General features: G+C 67.6%; 17 protein-coding genes. 12 read left to right on the forward strand and 5 right to left on the reverse strand.

What is annotated here, in order from left to right:
* Nucleotides 1–4: 4 nt before the first annotated feature.
* Nucleotides 5–1,174, forward strand: coding sequence for an FAS1-like dehydratase domain-containing protein (locus C8D93_RS01680; protein WP_110263419.1), 1,170 nt, complete (start codon nucleotides 5–7; stop codon nucleotides 1,172–1,174).
* 66 nt (nucleotides 1,175–1,240) lie between these two features.
* On the opposite strand, the gene C8D93_RS01685 is transcribed toward C8D93_RS01680, so the two are convergent.
* Genes C8D93_RS01685 through C8D93_RS01700 form a run of 4 tightly spaced genes read right to left on the reverse strand, consistent with a single transcriptional unit; the run spans nucleotide 1,241 to nucleotide 4,159 of the window.
* A complete protein-coding gene (locus C8D93_RS01685; RefSeq protein ID WP_110263420.1) occupies nucleotides 1,241–1,531 on the reverse strand; it encodes a hypothetical protein in 291 nt (96 codons plus the stop codon).
* 11 nt (nucleotides 1,532–1,542) lie between these two features.
* Nucleotides 1,543–3,009: an aldehyde dehydrogenase family protein gene (locus C8D93_RS01690; protein ID WP_110263421.1), complete on the reverse strand. Its 1,467-nt coding sequence runs from the start codon at nucleotides 3,007–3,009 to the stop codon at nucleotides 1,543–1,545.
* Between the two features lie 58 nt (nucleotides 3,010–3,067).
* The gene (locus C8D93_RS01695) at nucleotides 3,068–3,364 is read right to left on the reverse strand and encodes a hypothetical protein (protein WP_110263422.1); all 297 of its coding nucleotides are present in this window, start codon (nucleotides 3,362–3,364) and stop codon (nucleotides 3,068–3,070) included.
* A gap of 33 nt (nucleotides 3,365–3,397) precedes the next feature.
* A complete protein-coding gene (locus tag C8D93_RS01700; RefSeq protein ID WP_110263423.1) occupies nucleotides 3,398–4,159 on the reverse strand; it encodes a hypothetical protein in 762 nt (253 codons plus the stop codon).
* A gap of 123 nt (nucleotides 4,160–4,282) precedes the next feature.
* Between C8D93_RS01700 and C8D93_RS01705 the strand changes: the two genes are divergently transcribed.
* Nucleotides 4,283–5,125, forward strand: coding sequence for an SDR family NAD(P)-dependent oxidoreductase (locus C8D93_RS01705; RefSeq protein WP_110263424.1), 843 nt, complete (start codon nucleotides 4,283–4,285; stop codon nucleotides 5,123–5,125).
* 33 nt (nucleotides 5,126–5,158) lie between these two features.
* A complete protein-coding gene (locus C8D93_RS01710; RefSeq protein ID WP_110263425.1) occupies nucleotides 5,159–6,391 on the forward strand; it encodes an MFS transporter in 1,233 nt (410 codons plus the stop codon).
* Here C8D93_RS01710 and C8D93_RS01715 read toward each other — a convergent pair.
* Nucleotides 6,380–7,447: an NAD(P)H-dependent amine dehydrogenase family protein gene (locus C8D93_RS01715; RefSeq protein WP_110263426.1), complete on the reverse strand. Its 1,068-nt coding sequence runs from the start codon at nucleotides 7,445–7,447 to the stop codon at nucleotides 6,380–6,382. The genes C8D93_RS01710 and C8D93_RS01715 overlap by 12 nt on opposite strands.
* Nucleotides 7,448–7,737: 290 nt before the next feature.
* On the opposite strand from C8D93_RS01715, the gene C8D93_RS01720 reads away from it, so the two are divergent.
* The 9 genes from C8D93_RS01720 (at nucleotide 7,738) to C8D93_RS01760 (ending at nucleotide 20,241) form a co-directional block, all read left to right on the forward strand.
* Nucleotides 7,738–9,552, forward strand: coding sequence for a hydantoinase B/oxoprolinase family protein (locus C8D93_RS01720; protein ID WP_110263427.1), 1,815 nt, complete (start codon nucleotides 7,738–7,740; stop codon nucleotides 9,550–9,552).
* Nucleotides 9,553–9,567: 15 nt separating this feature from the next.
* Nucleotides 9,568–11,640, forward strand: coding sequence for a hydantoinase/oxoprolinase family protein (locus C8D93_RS01725; RefSeq protein WP_110263428.1), 2,073 nt, complete (start codon nucleotides 9,568–9,570; stop codon nucleotides 11,638–11,640).
* Nucleotides 11,640–12,812, forward strand: a complete 1,173-nt coding sequence (locus C8D93_RS01730) for a CaiB/BaiF CoA transferase family protein (RefSeq protein ID WP_110263429.1) — start codon at nucleotides 11,640–11,642, stop codon at nucleotides 12,810–12,812. The genes C8D93_RS01725 and C8D93_RS01730 overlap by 1 nt, the downstream gene beginning before the upstream one ends.
* Nucleotides 12,809–14,011: a CaiB/BaiF CoA transferase family protein gene (locus C8D93_RS01735; RefSeq protein WP_211307151.1), complete on the forward strand. Its 1,203-nt coding sequence runs from the start codon at nucleotides 12,809–12,811 to the stop codon at nucleotides 14,009–14,011. Before C8D93_RS01730 ends, C8D93_RS01735 begins: the two co-directional genes overlap by 4 nt.
* Before the next feature lie 214 nt (nucleotides 14,012–14,225).
* Entirely contained in the window at nucleotides 14,226–15,245 is a 1,020-nt protein-coding gene (locus C8D93_RS01740; protein ID WP_110263430.1) for a helix-turn-helix domain-containing protein, read from the forward strand.
* Between the two features lie 42 nt (nucleotides 15,246–15,287).
* Nucleotides 15,288–16,568 (forward strand): cytochrome P450, encoded by a 1,281-nt coding sequence (locus tag C8D93_RS01745; RefSeq protein ID WP_110263431.1) that lies wholly within the window; start codon nucleotides 15,288–15,290, stop codon nucleotides 16,566–16,568.
* Between the two features lie 49 nt (nucleotides 16,569–16,617).
* The gene (locus tag C8D93_RS01750; protein ID WP_110263432.1) at nucleotides 16,618–17,475 is read left to right on the forward strand and encodes an SDR family NAD(P)-dependent oxidoreductase; all 858 of its coding nucleotides are present in this window, start codon (nucleotides 16,618–16,620) and stop codon (nucleotides 17,473–17,475) included.
* Entirely contained in the window at nucleotides 17,472–19,199 is a 1,728-nt protein-coding gene (locus tag C8D93_RS01755; RefSeq protein WP_110263433.1) for an FAD-dependent oxidoreductase, read from the forward strand. The genes C8D93_RS01750 and C8D93_RS01755 overlap by 4 nt, the downstream gene beginning before the upstream one ends.
* A gap of 109 nt (nucleotides 19,200–19,308) precedes the next feature.
* Nucleotides 19,309–20,241, forward strand: a complete 933-nt coding sequence (locus tag C8D93_RS01760) for an enoyl-CoA hydratase/isomerase family protein (protein ID WP_110263824.1) — start codon at nucleotides 19,309–19,311, stop codon at nucleotides 20,239–20,241.
* Nucleotides 20,242–20,376 lie beyond the last annotated feature (135 nt).

Consider the following 20,376-nt stretch of genomic DNA (forward strand, 5'->3'; position numbering starts at 1 on the left):
AGACATGACCAGCAAGACGCTCGACTGTTCCGACATCGACCGCTATCTCGGCAAGCCGATGCAGCCGGGCCGCACGCGCGATCCGGTCGCCAACAACGACATCCGTCGCTGGGCGCAGGGCATGCACTTCCCGAACCGACTGCACTACGACGACGACTTCGCCGCCGAGAGCCGCTTTGGCCGCCTGATCGCGCCGCAGTCGTTCCCGGTGGCCACCGATGACGGCCACGGCGCTGCGCCGGCCTGCGTCGGCACGATTCCGGACTCGCACCTGATCTTCGGCGGCGACGAATGGTGGTTCCACGGCCCCCGCATCTTCGCCGGCGACCTGATCCGCAACGAGCGCGTGCCGTTCGACTACGTCGTCAAGGAAACCAAGTTTGCGGGGCCAACCTGCTTCCAGCGCGGCGACAACGTGTACTACAACGACCGCGGCGAGAAGATCGCGACGCAGCGCTCCACCAGCATCCGCTACCTCGCCGAGGCCGCCCGCGAGATGGGCTCGCTGAACGCCGCGTCGGAGGAGCCGGTGTGGACACGCGAGCAGATCGAGGAACTCGAAGCGAAGAAGTTCGAGTACGTGCAGACCCTGCACGCGCTGGGACACGGCAAGCGTCTGTGGGACGACGTGAACATCGGCGACAAATTGCCGACGCGCATTTTCGGGCCGCACAGCATCGCCAGCTTCACCACCGAGTGGCGCGCCTACCTGTTCACAATCTGGGGCAGCATGCATCGCCGCACCGACCTGGATCTCGAGGCGCTGGGCTTCACCAAGGACATGGCCGGACACGAGAACGATCCGGTCATGGAGCGGCAGAACCCGGAACTGACCGACGGCGCCTACTACGGTCCGTCGCGCGGCCACCTGTTCCCCGAATGGGCGCGCACCATCGGCATGCCCCGCGGCTACGGCTACGGCGCGTCGATGGGCGCGTGGATCATCGACTACTTCTCCGGCTGGGCCGGCGAGTGGGGGCGGGTGTTGCACTCGAACGCGGCCTACCGCGGCCCGGCCTTCACCGGCGACATCACGGTGATGAACGCCAGCATCATCGACAAGAGCGTGGACGAGCAGGGCCGCGCCATCGTGCAGGTCGACTGCAAGATGACCAATCAGCTCGGCACCGTCATGGCGACGGCCAGGGCCGAGATCGAGCTGCCGAAGAAGTAGTCCGGCAGTCAGGCGCTCACGAAAAAGGCGGCCACTGGCCGCCTTTTTCGTTACGCGGGGCCTTCGTCAGTCCGATGACGGCAGCGGCTTGGCTTCCTTGAGCTGCAGGGCCACGCCGCCGATCGACAGCGAGCCCTTGCCGGGCTTGGTGCACAGCAGTTCGACATTGCCGTCGGCATCGACGTAGCGCTTGCCGATCTGCGAGCCGTTGGCGAACCCGGGGTCCAGCGCGGCCGGTGTGGCCGGCTTGTCCGGGCCCATCGGCGCGCCACCGCAGTCGACGACGACGTCCTTGCCGCGCACGACCATGACCTCGGTGTCGCAGGCGGCGCTCTTGAGCTTCATTCCGGGCTTCATGGCGGGTCTCCTTACGACGCGCGGATGCCGATGGCCTTGGTCTCGAGGAACTCCTCGATGCCTTCGACGCCCCACTCACGACCCATGCCGCTCTGCTTGTAGCCGCCGAACGGCAGGTCGCCGGTGATGCTCATGCCGCCGTTGACCGACAGCGCGCCGGCGCGGATGCGCCTGGCGATGCCCAGCGCCCGCTGGGTGTCGCCGAACACGGCGCCGCCGAGGCCGTAGATGCTGTCGTTGGCGATGCGCACGGCATCGTCATCGTTCTCGTAAGGGATCACGACCAGCACCGGCCCGAAGATCTCCTCCTGGGCGATGCGCATGTCGTTGCGCACGTCGACGAAGCAGGTCGGCTCGATGAAGAAGCCCGTGCCCTTGTCGGTGCGGACCTTGCCGCCCGCGAGCAGGCGTGCGCCTTCCCGCTGGCCGATCTCGATGTAGTTCTTCACGCGCTCGAGCTGCTTCTTCGAGATCACCGGGCCCATGATGCAGGTCGGCTCGTCGAAGTTGCCCCACTTGTCGGCGAAGCCGGCATAGGCCATCTCGAGGATCTTGGTGACTTCCGCATAGCGCGACTTGGGCACCAGCAGGCGCGTGGGGTAGGCGCAGCCCTGGCCGGCGTGGAACACGACCATCGACGAGGCGATGACCATCGGGAAGTTGGGGCAGTCGTCGAGCACGATGTAGGCCGACTTGCCGCCGAGTTCGAGGAACACGCGCTTCAGCGAATCCGCGCCGTTCTTCATGATCAGCTTGCCGACTGCGGTCGAGCCGGTGAACGAGATCAGGTCGACGCGCGGGTCCCTGGTCAGCATCTCGCCGGCCATCGCCGGGTCGGCCGAGGTGATGACGTTGAACACGCCCGGCGGGAATCCGGCCTCGGCGGCCAGTTCGCCCATGATCGCGCCCATCAGCGGCGTGTCCGGCGCCGGCTTGAGCACGACCGTGCAGCCGGCGAGCAGCGCGGCGACGACCTTGCCGATGTTCACATACAGCGGCACGTTCCACGGCGTGATTGCGCCGACGACGCCCATCGCCTCGTTGACGACCAGGCGCTGGGTGTCGAAGCCGTACTCGTTCTTCTTGCCCAGATCCTTCTGCCAGGTGACCTTCGGGAAGCAGTCGAGCAGGCCGTCGAAGCCGTTGAGCGCACCGTCGATCTGCGCGCGGGCGGCGGCACCGATGGCCGAGCCTGCCTCGAGACGTGCGATCTGCACCAGCTTGTCGCGGTTGGCCTGCAGCAGGGCGCGGTATTTCTTGAGCAGTTCGACGCGCAGCTCGCGATTGGTCGACCAGTCGGTCTCGTCGAAGGCGCGACGCGCGGCGGCAATCGCTTCGTTGACGTCATCGGCCGAGGCATCGGCCGCCTTGCCGACGACCTCGCCGGTCCACGGGCCGATGTTGTCGTAGGTCTTGCCGCCGGCTGCGGGACGCAGCTTGCCGTCGATGTACAGCTTGGCCTCTGGGAGCATCACGATCGGGTTCTCCTGAAACGGAATTCGAATGAATGGTCGTCGCTGCGGGCGGACGGGGCGCTCAGGCGCGCGTCGCGGTGAACGAGTAGGACCCCATCAGGCCGGCCTTGCACTTGCCTTCCATCGTGTCGCCGCTGACGGTGGCGGTGAAGACGACCTTCATCTTCAGCGGCTTGGTGACGTGGTTGGTCCACACCAGCTTGCTGCCGTCGAAGCTGGCATCGCTGATCGGCGTGCTCGTGCCGTTGCCCGTCTGCGATCCGGTGATGGTGCCGCTGCTCTCGGCGAGTTCGAGTACCGTCTTCTGCGGACCGGTCGGCGCCTTGATCGTGACGTTCCACTTGCCTGCGATGGACATGGCGTCTCTCCTGCCAGTGATTCGAAGCGGCGCTCAACCGCGCCCGTAGGCCGAGAGGTCCCCGGCGTAGGCGATGCCGCCGGGCCAGAACTTCTCGCCGCTGACCTTGCGGAAGTAGTGCACCGTGCGCGCGACCGAACCGGACGCGGAGCGTGGCTGCATGGCGATTCCGCTGGGGCTGCGCCCGCCCGCCCTTGCGCTGAAATCGCCGATCGTCAGGTTGAGATCGTCCGTCTGCTGCGCACACAGGATCAGCTGGTCGCCCGGGCAGTAGTGGCGCGGTTCGATCTGGAACGGCGAGAGTTCGCCGCGCTTCATCGCGACGTGGCCGGGGACGTTGATCACCTCGACGCTGTGCACCTCGTCGTACCACTTGTGGTACTCGGCGGCACGGCCCGGCACGTAGTTGCCGAGGATGATGCTGACGCCGGACAGCGGCTCGTCGCGCCGCCAGTTGTCGCTGCCCTTCCAGTCCGAGTACATGCGGTAGGTGTAGATCTTCTCGGTCTCGTCGTCGGCGATCAGTCCGCGGTCGCGCGCATCGGCGATCAGCGGTCCCAGGGCCGGCACGTCGAGCGCCGGGTCGGGCAGGTCGAAGTCGTAGATGCTCAGGTAGCGCCACGGCTGCGGGATGTCGCGCATGATCTGTTCGGGCGTCACCTCGTAACGGTCGGCAGCCGTGAGACCGCGCAGGCCGGCCAGCGCCTTGCGGTGCGCGCCGTCGAACCACGACGCGTACTCGGCGTCGCGTCCGGTGGCGACGTTGTGCAGATGAATGGTCGTGTACAGGGCCATGTCCGGGCAGCTTGTGATCGTGGGACTCCTCCGGCGGCATGATAAGCCAGATCACTGACAAGTAAACAGCACTGTTGTATGGTTGCGGGCGCCGCATCCTGTGCGGACAGTTCCGGAGGGGACATGAGACAAGCCGCGCCGGCGGGCGCCGCCGCAGCGGGGCCCGCACAGCCTGATTCCCTGCTCGATCTGCACGGTCAGGTGGCGTTCGTCAGCGGTGCGGGGCAGGGCGCCGGCCGTGCGATCGCGCTGATGCTGGCGCGAAACGGCGCGGGCGGGATCGCCGTGAACGATTTCGTCGGCGAGCGTGCCGAGGCGGTGGCGGCGGAGATCCGGACGCTCGGTGTGCCGGCAGTGGCTGTGCCTGCGGATGTCGGCGATCTCGATGCCGTGCGCGGAGCGTTCGCGCAGGCGCAGGCGCTGGGGCCGGTGACACTGCTGGTCAACAATGCCGGCAACGCGGGGCCGGCGCAGCAGATGCGGCCGACGCCGCTGTTCTGGGAGACCGATCCCGCGGACTGGGACCGCTTCCTGCGCACCAATCTCCAGGGGGTGCTGAACTGCTGCCACGCGGCGTTGCCGGTCATGGTCGCACAGCAGCGTGGCCGCATCGTCACCATCGTCTCCGATGCCGCCCGCACCGGCGAAGCGCGCCTGTCGGTCTATGCCGCGGCCAAGGCCGGCGCCGCGGGCTTCATGCGCTCCTTGGCGAAGGAGGCGGGCCGCTACGACATCACGGCGAACTGCGTGTCGCTGTCGACGCTGGAGCCGGCACTCGACGAGCCGGCGAAGTCTGCGTTTCTCTCGAGCGAGCAGGCCAGGGCGCATGTCGCGCGCTACTCGATCCGGCGCTTCGGACAACCGGACGATGTCGCCGCGATGGTGCTGTTCCTGTGTTCGGACGCGGCCGCCTGGATCACCGGCCAGACCTATCCGGTCAACGGGGGCTACAGTGCCGCGCTCTGAACGCAGGCGACGTCGCTGCACGGCAGACCCGCGATGAGCTACTTCGCCGAACTGCGCACGCACTGGCGCCCGCTCGCGGCCTCCACGATCGGGCATGGCGTCGGCATCGGCGTGATGGCCTATGTCGTCGGCACCTTCGCGCCGCATCTGCTCGCGGAGTTCGGCTGGACCCGGTCGCAGTTCGCGCTGCTGGGAACGGCCACGTTGCTGACGCTGGTGTTCCTGCCGGTGGTCGGTCGCGCAGCCGACCTGTTCGGCGTACGCCGCACGGCGCTGCTCGGCGTGATCTACATGCCGATGTCGTTCTACGCGTTGAGCACCATCGGCGGCGACTTTCGTGTGTTCATCGCCATCGTCATCTCGCAGGTCGTGCTCGGCATCGGCACGTCGACGACGGTCTACAGCCGCCTCGTCGCCGAGCGCTTCGTACAGGCACGCGGGCTCGGCCTGGCGATCATGGCCAGCGGTCCGGCCATCGTCGGTGCCATCGGCTCGCCATTGCTGAGCGACTACATCGACGAGCACGGCTGGCGTGCCGGGTACCGCCTGATGGCGGCATTCACGGCCTGTCTCGGCGTGCTGGCGCTTGCGCTGGTGCCGAGCGGGCAGCAGCCGGCACCCGCTGCCCGGCGCGCACGCAGTGCGCCCCGCGACTACGCGGCGATTGCGCGCAGCCGCGCGTTCTGGCTGATTGCCGGCGGCATGTTCCTGTGCAACATCGCCGCGCCGCTGCACGGTCCTCAGCTCAAGCTGATGCTGCTCGATGCCGGCGCACCGGCACTGGATGCCGCGCGGCTGGTGTCGCTCTACGCCATCGGCGTGATCGTCGGCCGCTTCGCCTGCGGACTGGCGCTGGACCGTTTCGCCGCGCATCGCATCGCTGCGCTGAGCATGGGCCTGCCGGCGATCGGCATGTTCCTGATCGCATCGCCGCTCGACGCCTGGTGGACCCTGTGGGTCGCGGTGTCTCTGATGGGCCTGTCGCAGGGCGCCGAAGGCGATATTGCCGGCTACCTCGTCGTCCGCCACTTCGGGGTCGGCATCTTCAGCAGCGTGCTCGGGCTCATCATCGCCGCGCTGGGTGTGGCGTCGTCGCTCGGCGCCCTGCTGCTGAGCCTGTCGCTGTCGCCGACCGACAGCTACGCGCCGTTTCTCGCTGCGAGCGCGGTGGCGGTACTCATCGGCAGTCTGTTGTTCCTGGGGCTCGGTCGCAGCGGCGAATTCGTCGACCCTGCCGCAGAGACCGCGCCCGCGTCAGCCGCCTGAGCGTCGCAGGTCGGGAATGAAGGCCGGCAATTCGCTCGACAGCCGGATGCCGGGCGCCGCGGCGCAGACGTAGGCCACGGCGTTGACCGCGCGGTGGGCGGTGTAGCCCGGGGTCGTCGCCGCCTTGTGCTCGGGCGCGACGGTGAAGCGCAGGTCCAGTTCCAGTGGCGCATCGCCGTCGAGCTGCAGGCGCCAGCCGTCGCCGCGCAGATCCCAGTCCCGGTCGAGTTCGGTGGTCACGAACCAGTTGGCGGTGAAGCCGATCAGCGGCTTGCCATTGCGCAGACCGTTCACGGTGGCGCGCTGGGCGGCGACGGTACCGGCCTTGACCTCGCCTGCGGCGATGCGCGTGTCGCGGCGGGCGAGGGCGACCTCGCCATGTGCCTCGATGTCGTCGAAGGCCAGGCCAACGGCCTCGGCGACCGCCTGCAGCGAAGGGCCGAAGGCGTGACGCAGATGCAGCGCGCGACCGGCGTCGGCCTGCGGATTCGGCGCGCGGCCGAAGCCCATCAGGTCGAACAGCATCTCCGGCGAGTTGCGCGAGCGCATGTCGGCGAACTCGTGGATGTGCAGGCGGTCGAGCCGGCGCTGGATCGACAGCAGCGCCAGCGGCACCGCCTCGGTGATGAAACCCGGGCTGCTGCCGGTGCTGTGGATCGATGCGCCGCCCCGCGTGCAGGCGGCGTCGATGCGTTCGCGCAACGCCGGATCCATGCGTGCCGGCAGGTGGAACTCGGTGCGCGTCGTGACGACGTTGATGCCGGCGTCGAGCAGGCGGCACAGGTCGTCGGCTTCGGTGCGTTGCGGCATGTAGAGCACGCAGTCCGGCTCGAGCGCGAGGATGTCGTCGATGCTGCGCGTCGCTTTCACGCCGACGGGCGGCAGGCCGCACAGCTCGCCGGCATCGCGGCCGGCCTTGGCATCGGCGTAGACGTAGAGGCCGACCAGTTCCAGCGTGGGGTGTTCGATGACGGCGCGCAGCGAGCGCGTGCCGATGTTGCCGGTGGCCCATTGCACGACACGCAGAACGCGGTCGCCGGTGCGGGTGCTGCTCATCGGTGTCTCCTCGGGGTGTAGCCCGGACGATGAGCCGACTATGGCCCGTCACCGCGCGACACGGTCGGTGTCGTCGCGCCCGCTGCCGTCGCGGTCAACAGCCGCTTCAGCGCACGGCAAGTCCCGGTCCGCCGCAGCCGGTCCAGGTGGAGACCCGGCGGATGTATAGGCGGCTGCAGGTTCTGACGAGACGGTCCCGGCGCCTTCTCGCACCATCGCGGTCAACCTGCCGGCGGGGGCGCTACCCGCCGTCGCGCCGGCATCACGAAGAGAACCGTGCGGAGACCGCCATGTCATTCGAGCTGAACCGGCGCCTGGCCGCCCGTCGCGAGCCGCTGCCGACCTCGGCGACCGTGGACCCGGTCACCGCGAGCATCATCCGCGGCGCGATGGAGACCGTCTGCTTCGAGGCGGCGACCCATCTCGGGCGCGCGGCCTCGTCGCCGATCATCAACTCCTCGAACGAGCGCAACGCCAGCATCATCGACGCGCATGGCCGCCTGGCGGCAGTGGCCATCGGCACGCCGCACCTGACCTTCGTCTCGCAGCTCACCGTACGCTACGGGCTGGAGATGTTCAAGGACTTCGACTGGGGGCCGGGCGATGTATTTCTGGGCAACGATCCCGACTACGGCGGCGGCCATCTGCCGGACTACAACGTCTATGCGCCGGTGTTCGACGACAACGGCGAGCTGATCCTGATCCAGGCGCTGCAGGCGCACCAGGGCGATACCGGCGGTAAGGACCCGGGCGGCTTCACGCTGGAGGCGACCGACATCTTTACCGAAGGTCTGGCGATTCCCTGCCTCAAGCTGCTGCATCGCGGCGAGAAGCGGCTCGACGTGATCCGCATGATCGAGCGCAACAACCGCTTCGCGACCTTCCGCGGTGACCTCGCGGCGATGATCAGCGCCGTGCAGCTCGCGGTGCGCCGGCTCGAAGATGTGATCCGCAAGTGGGGCGCCGATGCGGTCAAGGCGACGATCAATGCCGAGATCGAGCAATCCGAGAAGCGTTTGCGCGAGGAGGTGTCGCGCTGGAAGGACGGCACCTACGAAGCCGATGTCTGGATCGACCATGACACCCAGGGCACCAAGGACATCAAGGTCCATGCCGCCTGCACGATCCAGGGTGACCAGCTCACGGTGGACCTGACCGGCACCGATGACCGGCCGAACCTCGTCGGCGTGTGGAACACCTACGGCAACACGCGCAGTTACATCATGGTGCAGGTCGCCGCGGCGATCGATCCGGGCATCGTCAAGAACGAGGGTCTGTTCAACGCCGTCGAGATGATCGTGCCGGAGGGCTGCATCGCGCACCCGCCGCCGAACAAACCGGCGGCGCTCGGCTCCTTCCATCCCGCCTGCGAGATCACCGAGGCGGTGTGCATCGCGCTGTCGCAGGTCGTGCCGGAACGGGCGACGCCGCAGGTCTACAAGATCGGCATGCCCAACGCGGTCATCGGCTTCGATGCGAAGGGCCAGATGTGGATGGACCAGGGTGTCGATGCACGGTCGATGGACTCGTCGGCGGTGCAGGGCATCGACGGCTGGGGCTCGTCCTGTGTCGGCCTGGGCAACCTGCTGCTGTCCGAGGCCGAGGATCTGGAGAGCCGCTTTCCGATCATCAACCTCAGCCGCGAGATGACGACGGACACCGGTGGCGCCGGCCAATGGCGCGGCCAACCGGGCAGCCTCAACGTCAAGAAGGTGCTCGCACCGACAATGGCAATGGCATGGATGGTCTCGTCACGGCATCCGCTGCGCGGCCTCTGCGGCGGCGAGGACGCGGGCGGCTACGAGAACCGCTTCGAGGTCGGCACCCCCAACGAACGCAGGATCGAACTCTCGGCACTGGCGCAGCTGCCGGCCGAGGCGGTGATCGCCTACCAGCACGGCGGCGGCGGCGGCTTCGGCCCGGCCCTGTTGCGCGATCCGGAGGCGGTGAAGGACGACGTGCTCGACGAGAAGGTCAGCCTGCAGGCCGCGCGCGACAAGTACGGCGTGGTGCTGACCGGCTCGCTCGACGATTATGACCTCGCGGTCGATGTCGCGGCAACGGCGGCACTGCGCGAGCAGATGGGCAGCGCGAAAGCGGCATAAGGCAAGGAACGTCAAATGGGCTATCGCGTCGGCATCGACATCGGCGGCACCTTCACCGACTTCGCGCTGTTGAAGGGCGACGAAGTCATCCTGCACAAGAACCTGAGCACGCCGGAAGACCGCTCGGTCGGCGTGATGACGGGCCTGAAGAAGCTCGCCGAGAAGGAAGGACTCGCGCTCGCGGACTTTCTGGCGCAGTGCGACGCCATCGTCCATGGCACGACCGTCGCCGACAACACGCTGATCGAGATGAACGGCGCGCTGACAGGCCTGATCACGACGGAAGGTTTTCGCGACGAGATCGAGTACCGGCGCGGCTACAAGGAGAATATCTGGGATGTTCGCCTCGATCCGCCGAAGGAGATCACGCCGCGGCGCCGGCGTCTGACGGTGCCCGAGCGCGTCCTCGCCGACGGTTCGGTCTACAAGTCGCTGGACGAGGCGGCCGTCCGCGAGGCCTGCCGAAAGCTGGTCAAGCAGAAGGTCGAGTCGGTCGCGATCTCGCTGCTGTTCTCCTTCGTCAATCCGGCGCACGAGAAGCGCGTCGCCGAGATCGTCGCCGAGGAAATGCCGGGCGTGCCGATCTCGCTGTCGCACCAGGTGCTGCCGCGCGCGCCCGAGTACGACCGCACCAGCACGACCGTGGTCAACGCCTATGTCGCGCCGCGCGTGAACCACTATCTCGAACGGCTGGTCGAGCGGCTGCACGAGGCGGGTTATCAGAAGCGGCTGATGGTGATGCAGGCCAGCGGCGGCGTGATGACGCGCGAGTACATCGAAGGGGCGCCGATCCGCGTGCTCGCGTCCGGACCGGCCGGTGGCGTGATCGGCTCGGCGCATGTCGGTGCGGCGAAAGGCCATCCGAACCTGCTGTGCGTGGACATGGGCGGCACGTCATACGACATGTCGGTGGTGCTCGACGGCGCCGCACCGGCCGAAGCCGGCTGGAACATGCACCACCGCTATCTGATCGGCGTGCCGATGGTGCAGGTGGAGACGCTCGGCGCCGGCGGCGGTTCGATCTGCCATGTGCACAACGGCGCGCTGCAGGTGGGACCGGCCTCGGCCGGCTCCGAACCCGGGCCGATCTGCTACGGCCGTGGCGGCGTGCAGCCGGCGATCACCGATGCGCTGCTGATGCTCGGCATTCTCGAAGCGGATACCGACTTCGCCGGCGGCAGCTTCTCGCTGACGCGCAAGGGGGTCGACGCAGCGTTCGCGAAGATCGGTGCCGAGATGGGTTATGGCGCCGAGGATGCCGCCTTCGATTGCTGGCGGATGGTCAACGCCAACATGTCGCAGGCCGTGCGCCGCACTGTTGCCAGCAAGGGCCTCGATCCCAAGGACATGGTCATGCTCGCCTACGGCGGCAACGGACCGGTGTTCGCCGCGATCCAGGCCGAGGACCTGGGCATCGCCAAGGTGCTGGTGCCCAAGGCCTCGCCGACGTTCTCGGCGCTCGGCACGCTGGTCGCCGATCCGGCCATCGACGAGGAACGGTCCTATCTCTCGTCGGCGGACAAGGTCGACGGCGAGCGGCTCAAGGGGCTGTGGCAGGACCTGGAAGCACGCGCCGGCCGCTACTTCACCGACGCGCAGTTCGCCAACGACCAGATCAAGGCGCGCTACCAGCTCAAGATGCGTTATCCGGGCCAGAACTGGACGCTGGCCTTCGATGTTCGCGTCAACCAGGGCCTGGGCGATCTGTCCTTCGTCGATGCGGGTATCGGCGTGCGTGCGGTCGAGCTGTTCAACGAACGCCACATGGCCGAGTTCGGTCACGTGCGCGACGACGAGATGCCGGAGATCACCGGCCTGCGACTGGTGACCTCGGTGCAGACGCCGTCGCCGCAGGTGAGCGCCGGCACCTCGGCGCCGCGCGCAGCGGCCAAGGCCGCCCGCAGCCGTCGCGCCAACCTCGGCCGCGGCTATGCGGACACGCCGGTGTTCCGCGGCAGCGATCTGCGGGCGGGCAGTGAAGTGGCGGGCCCGGCGATTATCGAGGAGACCTTCACGACCATCGTCGTCTATCCGGGCTGGACCGCATGCGTCGACGACGCGGGCGACTACGAACTCGTCCGCACCTGATGTCCGCGCTGAACGGATTCCGCGTGCTGGAGCTCGCCGAGGGCGTGGCCGGCGAGTATTGCGGCAAGTTGCTCGCGGACTTCGGCGCGGAGGTGATCAAGATCGAAGCGCCGGATGGCAGTCCGACGCGCCGGCTCGGTCCCTTCGCCGACGGCGAGCCGGGTCCCGAACGCAGCGGGTTGTTCGCCTACCTGAACACCAACAAGCGTTCGGCGACGCTCGATCTCGGCAACGCCAACGGTGTCGCGACGCTGCAGCGCCTGCTCGATCGCGTGGATGCGGTGATCGACGATCACGCGCCGGGCTGGCTAACCAGCGCCGGTCTCGATCCGCTGCAGGTCGGGACGACGCATCCGGCACTGGTGCTGTGCGCGATCTCGCCCCATGGCCAGGACGCGCCGGAAGAGCGGCGACACGCCACGGACCTGACCGTGTTCCACGCCAGCGGCTGGGGCTTCCATACGCCCACCGGCGCCGACCCGGCGCGGCCCCCGCTCAACGGGGCCGGGCGCTTCCTGCCGAGCTACGAGGCCGGCCTCGATGCGGCGCTGTGCATCGTGGCGGCACTCTTCGAGCGCGAGCAGTCCGCGCGCGGCCGCGTCATCGACATCGCCATGCAGCAGGTGCTCGCGTCGCGCGCGGACTACGTGCTCGCGCAGATGGTCGCCGGGGACATGGAGGCGAGCACGAGCCGTACGGCCTTCGACCTCGCCGGCCCGGCCGGCATCTTCCGCTGTGCCGACGGCTATGCCTACATCTGGATGTCCGCGCCTGCCCACTGGGACGCGCTGCGCACGCTGCTCGGCGACCCGGCATGGATGCAGACGTTTCCCGAGCGCTGGCTCGAGCGCGCCTGCACGCCGGAGCGTGTCGCCGAGTGCCGTAAACACCTTGCGGCGTGGCTGGCAACGCAGCACAAGGCGCAGGTGGCGGCCGAGGCACAGGCGCTGGGGCTGACGCTGGTGCCGGTCAACGACGCGGAGGATCTGCTGGCATCGCCGCAGCAGGCGTTCCGGCGATACTTCGTCGAGGTCTGGCACCCGGTGCTGGGCCGCATGCCCTATCCGGGCGTGCCGTACCGGATGAGCGCCACGCCGCCGCGCATCGACCGGGCGGCGCCGGTTCTGGGCGCTCATACGCAGGACGTGCTCGCCGGCGGAGACGCGGCATGATGCCGCGCGATCGGGGTGGTCCGCTCGCCGGCGTGCGCGTCGTCGAGCTGACCAAGGTCTGGGCCGGGCCCTATGTCGGCAAGCTGCTGGCGTACCTGGGCGCCGAGGTGATCCGCGTCGAAAGCCTCGGCTCGCTCGACGTCACCCGCGTCTACGGCGTCGACGACATGAACAACGCACCGGGTTTCCAGTCGGTGAATCCGCAGAAGCTCAGCGTGCAGATCGACATGAAGCAGCCCGAGGGCGTGAAGCTGATTCTCGACCTGCTGGCGAAATCCGACATGCTGGTCGAGAACCTGCGACCCGGCGCGGTGAGGCGCCTGGGGCTGGGCTACGACGTGGTGAAGCAGTCGCGTCCGGACATCGTCTACGTGTCGATGGGCATGTACGGCAGCGAAGGACCGCTGGCATACCAGACCGGCTACGCGCCGTGCTTCGCCGCACTGGGCGGCGTCAGCGGACGGGTCGGCTACGAGAACGAACCGCCCAGCGGCATGAACGTGCGCTACGCGGACTCGACCTTCGGTGCCGCCGCGGCCTATGCGGCCACGGTCGCGCTGCTGCACCGGCGCCGCAGCGGGCAGGGCCAGTTCATCGACGTGTCGGCGGTCGAAAGCATGACCAGCATGATCGGCGACGAACTCGTCGGCCACGCGATGGGGCAGGTCCTGCGGGCGGACGGCAACCGCCATCCGGACATGGCACCGCATGGCGTCTATCCCTGCCGTGACGGCGAATGGATCAGCCTGGCGGCGACCACGGACGCAGCCTGGGCGGCCCTGGCCGGCGCGATGGAGCAGCCGGCGCTGGCCACCGACGCGCGCTTTGCCGATCTGCCGGCGCGCAAGGCCCACGAAAGCGAGCTGGATGCTCTGATCGGCGCGTGGACCGCCCGTCGCGATGCCGCCCAGGCCGCGGCATGGCTGCAGCGCCACGGGATTGCCGCGGCCAAGAGCCAGAGTTCCGTCGACCTGGTCTCCGATCCGCACCTGTGGGCACGCGGCTTCTATCGCGAGCTGCGGCAGCCGGACGGCAGCTCGAAGCTCACCGTGGGACCGTCGTGGAAGATGACGCGCGAAGCCGCGATCGAGGATGGCGCGCCGCATCTCGGGCAGCACAACGCCTACGTCTTCGCCGAGATCCTCGGACTCGACGCGGAGGAACAGTCGCGTCTGGCCGCGGCCGGCGTCGCCCGTTGAGGCGGGGGAATGGGCTTGCGGGCAGCGCTCCGGGCAGGGCGCGGGCGATGCGCCAAATGTATAGCGGGCAGCGCCCTCTGCGGGGACGCGGCCCGGGGGCGTCGATACCATCGGCTCGAGTGTCCTGGCGCCTGCGGTCGCGGTGAACGCGGTCTGCAGGACGACATGCCCGACGCGTGAGGAGCGCGCGAGGCTCCGGATCGGAGACTGAACCGTGACAGAAACCCTATTCGCCTTCGACAAGCGCAACTATCGCGACTGTCAGAGCAGCTTCCGCGGTCCCAAGAACCAAGAGTACTACCTGGGCGACTACTCGATCGAGGCCGGCAACGTCATCGACGTGCGCGCCGAGCGCAAAACCGTCGGCTCCTGCTCGATCATCCGCCTGCGCTCGAAGACGCGGCTGTCGTTCCGGCGCTCGTGGTCGCATCTGCGCGAGGACGGCATCGATGTCGCGGTCCTGTGGTTCGTCAAGCGCGGCCGGCTGAGCATCTCGCACCAGCGCGGCCAGACCGTCGCCAAGCCCGGCGACTTCGTCGTCACCCGTTCGATGACGCCGTTCACGGTCGAATGCCTCACCGACGAGATGTCCGAGCACGAGGTGCTGCACATGATCGTGCCGGCCCACGTGTTCCGCCGCTTCATGAGCCACGACGTGCCGACCGGTTTCAGCCTGCCGGCGCAGGGACGGGCGTTCGCGTTGGCCGAGCGCATCCTCATCGACATCTTCGAGGACCCGGGCCGCTTCGAGGAGCATGCCGTCCAGCTGCTGGTCGACAGTGCGCTGTCGGTGCTCAGCACTGCCATCCGCCAGCACGACGTCGCGGTTCCGGTGCGCCAGACCATTTCGGAAAGACGCCTGCAGGACGTGCTCAAGTTCATCGACGTCCACCTCTCCGATCCCAAGCTCAGCAGCACCTCGGTGGCCACCGGCGTCGGCATCTCGACGCGCTACCTGTCGTTCCTGCTCAACCAGCACGGCACGCCGTTCTCGACGCTGGTCTGGGACAAGCGGCTCAAGGTCGCTGCGCAGTGGCTGGCATCGGCGCGACCGGGTGAGGCGTCGATCAGCGAGATCGCCTACAGGGTGGGCTTCAAGTGCCCGGCGCACTTCAGCCGCATGTTCAAGCGCGGGTTCCAGATGAGCCCCCGCCAGTACCGCGCCGCGAAGCTGGCGGCGGTCACGCCGCCGCCGGTGCAGATGCCCGAATCCGGCGCGCAGCTCCAGCACTGAATCCCAGCGCAAGGCAGGTTACAGATGAGTTCGAGTGAGGCCATGGCATCCGGCTGTCCGGTCGCGGGATCGCTGGCGAATGCGTCGTTCGCCGATCCGCAGGTGCGGGCGCAGCCGAATGCGTTCTACGAGACGCTGCGCCGCGAAGCGCCGGTTCACTACGACGAAAAGCTCAAGATGTGGCTGGTGTCGCGTTACGAGGACATCGTCACGCTGCTGCGCGATCCGCTCACGTACTCGGACAAGCATGGCTACGAGGCGATGTACGCCAGCGGCCACTTCGAGGAGTTCAAGCAGATTCTCGAACGCGATGGCGGCGGCTTCTTTCCGGACGCGATCAAGGACGACCCGCCCGCGCACACGCGCGTGCGGCGCCTGCTCGACAAGGCCTTCACCGCGCACCGTGTCGCTTCGATCGAGCCGCGCATCACGGCGGTGATCGTCGACCAGGTCGAGAAGCTGGCCGAAAAGGCGAAGAACGGCACCGTCGTCGACGGCATCAAGGATTTCTCGGTGCCGGTGACGATCCGCATCATCTGCGAGCAGATGGGCATCCAGCAGTTCAATGCCGACAAGATCCAGCGCTGGTCGGGTGCGATCACCGCGCAGATCTCGAAGATGCAGGACCGCGAGCAGATGATCGGCAACGCCGCGCTGATCTGCGAGCTGCAGAACTTCATCATCAGCGAGATGAAGGCGCGCGAGGCCGAGCCGCGCGAGGACATGATTTCCGACATCGTCCATGCCACGCTCGACGACGGCAGCAAGCTGACGTTTGCGGAAGCCGTATCGCTGGTGCGCGCCCTGATCATCGCCGGCAACGACACGACGGCCACGGCCCTCGGCAACCTGCTGTTCCTGCTGGCCACGCGGCCCGAGGTGGGTGTCGCGCTGGAGGCCTCGGTCGACGACGACCGTGCGCTGAACCGTTTCGTCGAGGAGCTGCTGCGCCTCGAACCCCCGGTACGCGGTCTGGCCAAGATGACCACCTGCGAGACCGAACTCGGTGGGGTCAAGCTGCCGAAGCACGCGCACATGCTGGTGCTGTATGCGTCCGGCAACGACGATGCCGACAAGTTCGCCTGCCCGCGGAATTTCGACATCAATCGCAGCAACCTGATGCAGCACGTCGCCTTCGGCGTCGGCGTGCATCGCTGCATCGGTGCCGCGCTGTCGCGCATGGAGATCAAGGTCGCCGCGCGCGAGATCCACAGGCGCCTCGCCGACATCCGTCTTGCGGTCCCCGTCGAGCAGATCACCTATCTGCCGACGGTGGCCACGCGCTCGATCGAGCATCTGCCGCTGCAGCTCAAGGCCCGTTAGCTCTCGTACCGGCGCCGGCTCCCGGCCGGCGCGCCACCCGGAGAAGGCAGTGACTCAGGAACTGGCCGGAAAGGTCGCGATCGTCACCGGCGGCGCCAGCGGAATCGGGCGGGCGACCGTCGAGCTGTTCGCTGCGGAGGGCGCCAAGGTCGTGCTGGCCGACGTTAACGATGCGCAGGGCGAGGCGCTCGCCGCCGGACTCGGGTCTTCGGTGCTGTACAAGCGCACCGACGTGTCGCAGCGCGAGCAGGTGCAGGCGCTGGTCGACTTCGCGATCGAGCGCTTCGACGGGCTGCACATCATGTTCAACAACGCCGGCATCTCCGGCGCCCAGCACGCCCGCTTTATGGACGATCCGCTGCAGGACTTCGACAAGGTCATCGGCATCAACTTGTTCGGCGCGCTGGTCGGTACGCAGTGCGCCGCGCGGCATATGAAGGACCATGGCGGCGGCGTGATCCTGAACAATGCCTCGATCGCCGGGGTGCTGCCGGGCCAGGCACTGATCACCTACCGGGCGTCGAAGGCGGCGCTGATCATGATCAGCAAGTCCAACGCCATCGACCTCGCCGAGTACAACATCCGCGTCAACGTGCTCGCCCCCGGGCACATCCGCACGCCGCTGACCTCGTTCGCGCCGCCGGATGCGAGTCCCGAGGTCGCGGCGCGGGTGAAGCAGGCCGTCGGTGCGGCCTTCGACGTGAACCAGCCCCTCAAGCGCACGGGTCGCCCGGAAGACGTCGCGCAAGTCGTCTTGTTCATGTGCAGCGACCGCTCGGCACAGATCACCGGCACCGTGCTGCCGGTCGACGGCGGCATCACCGCCGGCGATCCGGTGAACCATCTGAACGACATCATGCGGGCCCGCGCCGAGGCGCTGGCGGGCGCCGGGGAGCAGCTGCAATGAGCGGAGCGGAAACATTCGATGTCATCGTCGTCGGCTCCGGAGCTGCCGGCGCGACGGCCGCACTGCGCGCGCACGAGGCCGGCCTGTCGGTGCTGATCGTCGAGAAGGCGCACAAGTATGGCGGGACCTCGGCGGCCTCCGGCGGTGTCATCTGGGTGCCGAACCACCAGTTCACGTCGAACGACGACAGCCGCGAGAAGGCCCTGGCCTATCTCGATGCCCTGATCAGAAAGCCGGTGAACCGCGAGCGGCTCGAGGCCTACGTCGATCAGGCGCCGGAGATGCTGCGCTTCGTGAAATCGCTCGGCGTGCCGGTGGCGCCGGCACCGTACTACCCGGACTACTTTCCGGATGCGCCGAACGCGCGTGTCGACCGTTCCATCCTCTGCGATACCTTCGACGGGCGCGAACTTGGCGACAAGTTCGTGCTCATGCGCGAGCAGTACGCGCGCTTCAAGATTCTCAACCGCTACGCGATGGACGTGCTGCAGTTCTTCTCCATCTCCACGCGTGCGCCGGGGTGGATCAGGACCTTTCTCAAGATGGCCTGGACCTACTGGTCGGATGTGTCGACGCGCATGCTGACGCGCCGCGACCGCCGCTTCACGCAGGGCGCGGCGCTGATGGGGCACCTGTACAAGCGCGTGTTCGATCGCGGCATCGAGCTCCGGCTGGAAACGAAGCTCGACGAGCTGGTCGTGTCCGACGGCAAGGTCACTGGCGTCAAGCTGAGCCACTTCGGGCGGCGTTACGAAATCGGCGCACGGCACGGCGTCGTACTCGCCGCCGGCGGGTTCGAGTGGAACCAGGAACTGCGCGACCGCTTCTTCCCGGTGCCCGGCCTGACGCGGCACAGCTCCACACCCGAGGATGCCAACCGCGGCGAGGCCCTGATCGCCGGCATGAAAATCGGCGCATCGACCGAGCACACGGAAGCCGGCTGGTGGATTCCGACGATGCACATCCCGATGGAAAGCCGCTCGAACTTCGAGGACATCGTGCAGGCGGCCTTCGATATCGGTCGTCCGCACAGCGTCTGTGTCAACCGCAACGGCGTGCGCTTCGTCAACGAAGCCTGCAGCTACGACGAATTCGGCGCGGCAATGGTCGAGGACCAGCTCAGGACGGGAGCGAATACCCCGTGCTGGCTGGTGTTCGACGCGACGTTCCGCCAGAAATTCACCGCCGGCGGCATCATGCCGACGATCCTGATGCCGGACCGTCGCATTCCGCCGGACTGGTGGGATCACTACATCTTCCGCGCCGATACGCTTGATGCGCTGGCCGCCAAGATCCATCTGCCGGCGGCGACGCTGAAGCAGACCGTCGACACGATGAACCAGTACGCGGTGTCGGGCGTCGATACGCAGTTCAGGCGCGGCGCCAGTCCCTACGACCAGATGTTCGGCGATGCCAACGTCAAGCCGAACCCCTGCCTGGGGCCGATCGACACCGCACCGTTCTATGCCGTGCCGATCAACCTCGGCGATCTCGGTACCAAGGGTGGCCTCAGGTGCGATGCCCTGGCGCGCGTGCTCGACGGCAATGACCAACCGATTCCGAACCTGTACGCGGCCGGAAACAACGCCGGCAGTCCCTTCGGCAACCTGTACCCCGGCGCCGGTGGCACGATCGGCCCGGCGATGACCTTCGGCTACGTGGCGGCCAGCCATATCGCCACGCAGGCGCAGGGCGACGCAGGGACACAGCGGGCGGCTGCCTGAGTCGCGCACGACACTCGAACCACCGGAGCCCATCGTGGCGAAGAAGACTGCAGGAAAGAAGGCCGCGGCAAAGAAGAAGCCGGCGGCGAAGCGGCCGAAGCCCGAAGACATCATCCGCTACCACAAGGACCCGAAGACGCGGATCGCGACGATCACGCTCGACCGCCCGGACCATCTCAACGCGCCGACCATTGCCGCGCGTCTGCGCTACGCCGACCTGATCCATCGCGCCAACGTCGACGACGAGGTCAAGGTGCTGGTGATCCGCGGTGCCGGCAACAACCTCGGCGCCGGCGCCGACCTGCCCGAGCAGGAGGAGATGCTCAACGACGATGGCGAGTACTCGCTGTTGCACGAGTTCCGCATCGGCGAGAACGAGGGGGTCAAGTACCCGCCCAAGGGCAGCTTCCGCTACCTCGGCCAGCTCAACCAGCTCTACGCCAATTCGAATTTCGGCTGCCGCAGCCTGCAGGACTTCAAGAAGATCAGCATTCTCGAAGTGAAGGGCTACTGCTACGGCTGGCATTTCTACCAGGCCGCCGACGCCGATCTGGTGATCTCGTCCGACGACGCGCTCTACGGGCATCCCTCGTTCCGCTATGTCGGCTGGGGCCCGCGCATGTGGCAGTGGGCGCAGACCATGGGCCTGCGCAAATTCCAGGAAATGGTCTTCACCGGCCGTCCGTTCACGGCCAAGGAGATGTACGACTGCAACTTCCTCAACAGCGTCGTGCCGCGCGAGCAGCTCGATGCCGAGGTGCAGAAGTACGCGCTGGCCTGCAGCCGTACGCGTCCGACCGACGTGGTGGTCATGCAGAAGCAGTTCTTCGAGATCATGAAGCAGCACCAGGGCGAGTACATGGGCAGTCTGCTCACGTCCTGGCTCGAGGGCATGTTCCCGGCCGTGCGCAACGACGCCGACGAACTCACGCTCAACAAGGAAACCTTCGGCAAGGGCCTGAACAACGCCGTGAAGGACAACGACGACCTCTATCCGCCGGAGTTCCGCCTGAGCAAGGGCGCACGCAAGGCGAAGAAGTAGTGCCGCACAGCGCGACGCTTCAGTCAGTTCCCCCTCTCCCGCTTGCGGGAGAGAGAAGGGGGGAGGGCCGCGCGAAGCGCGGAATCGCCGGCTTCGCCGGCGCCCTCTCCCGGCCCTGCGGGCCACCCTCTCCCG

Origin of the sequence: Sinimarinibacterium flocculans (assembly GCF_003201205.1) — a bacterium.
Classification (GTDB): Bacteria; Pseudomonadota; Gammaproteobacteria; order Nevskiales; family Nevskiaceae; genus Solimonas; species Solimonas flocculans.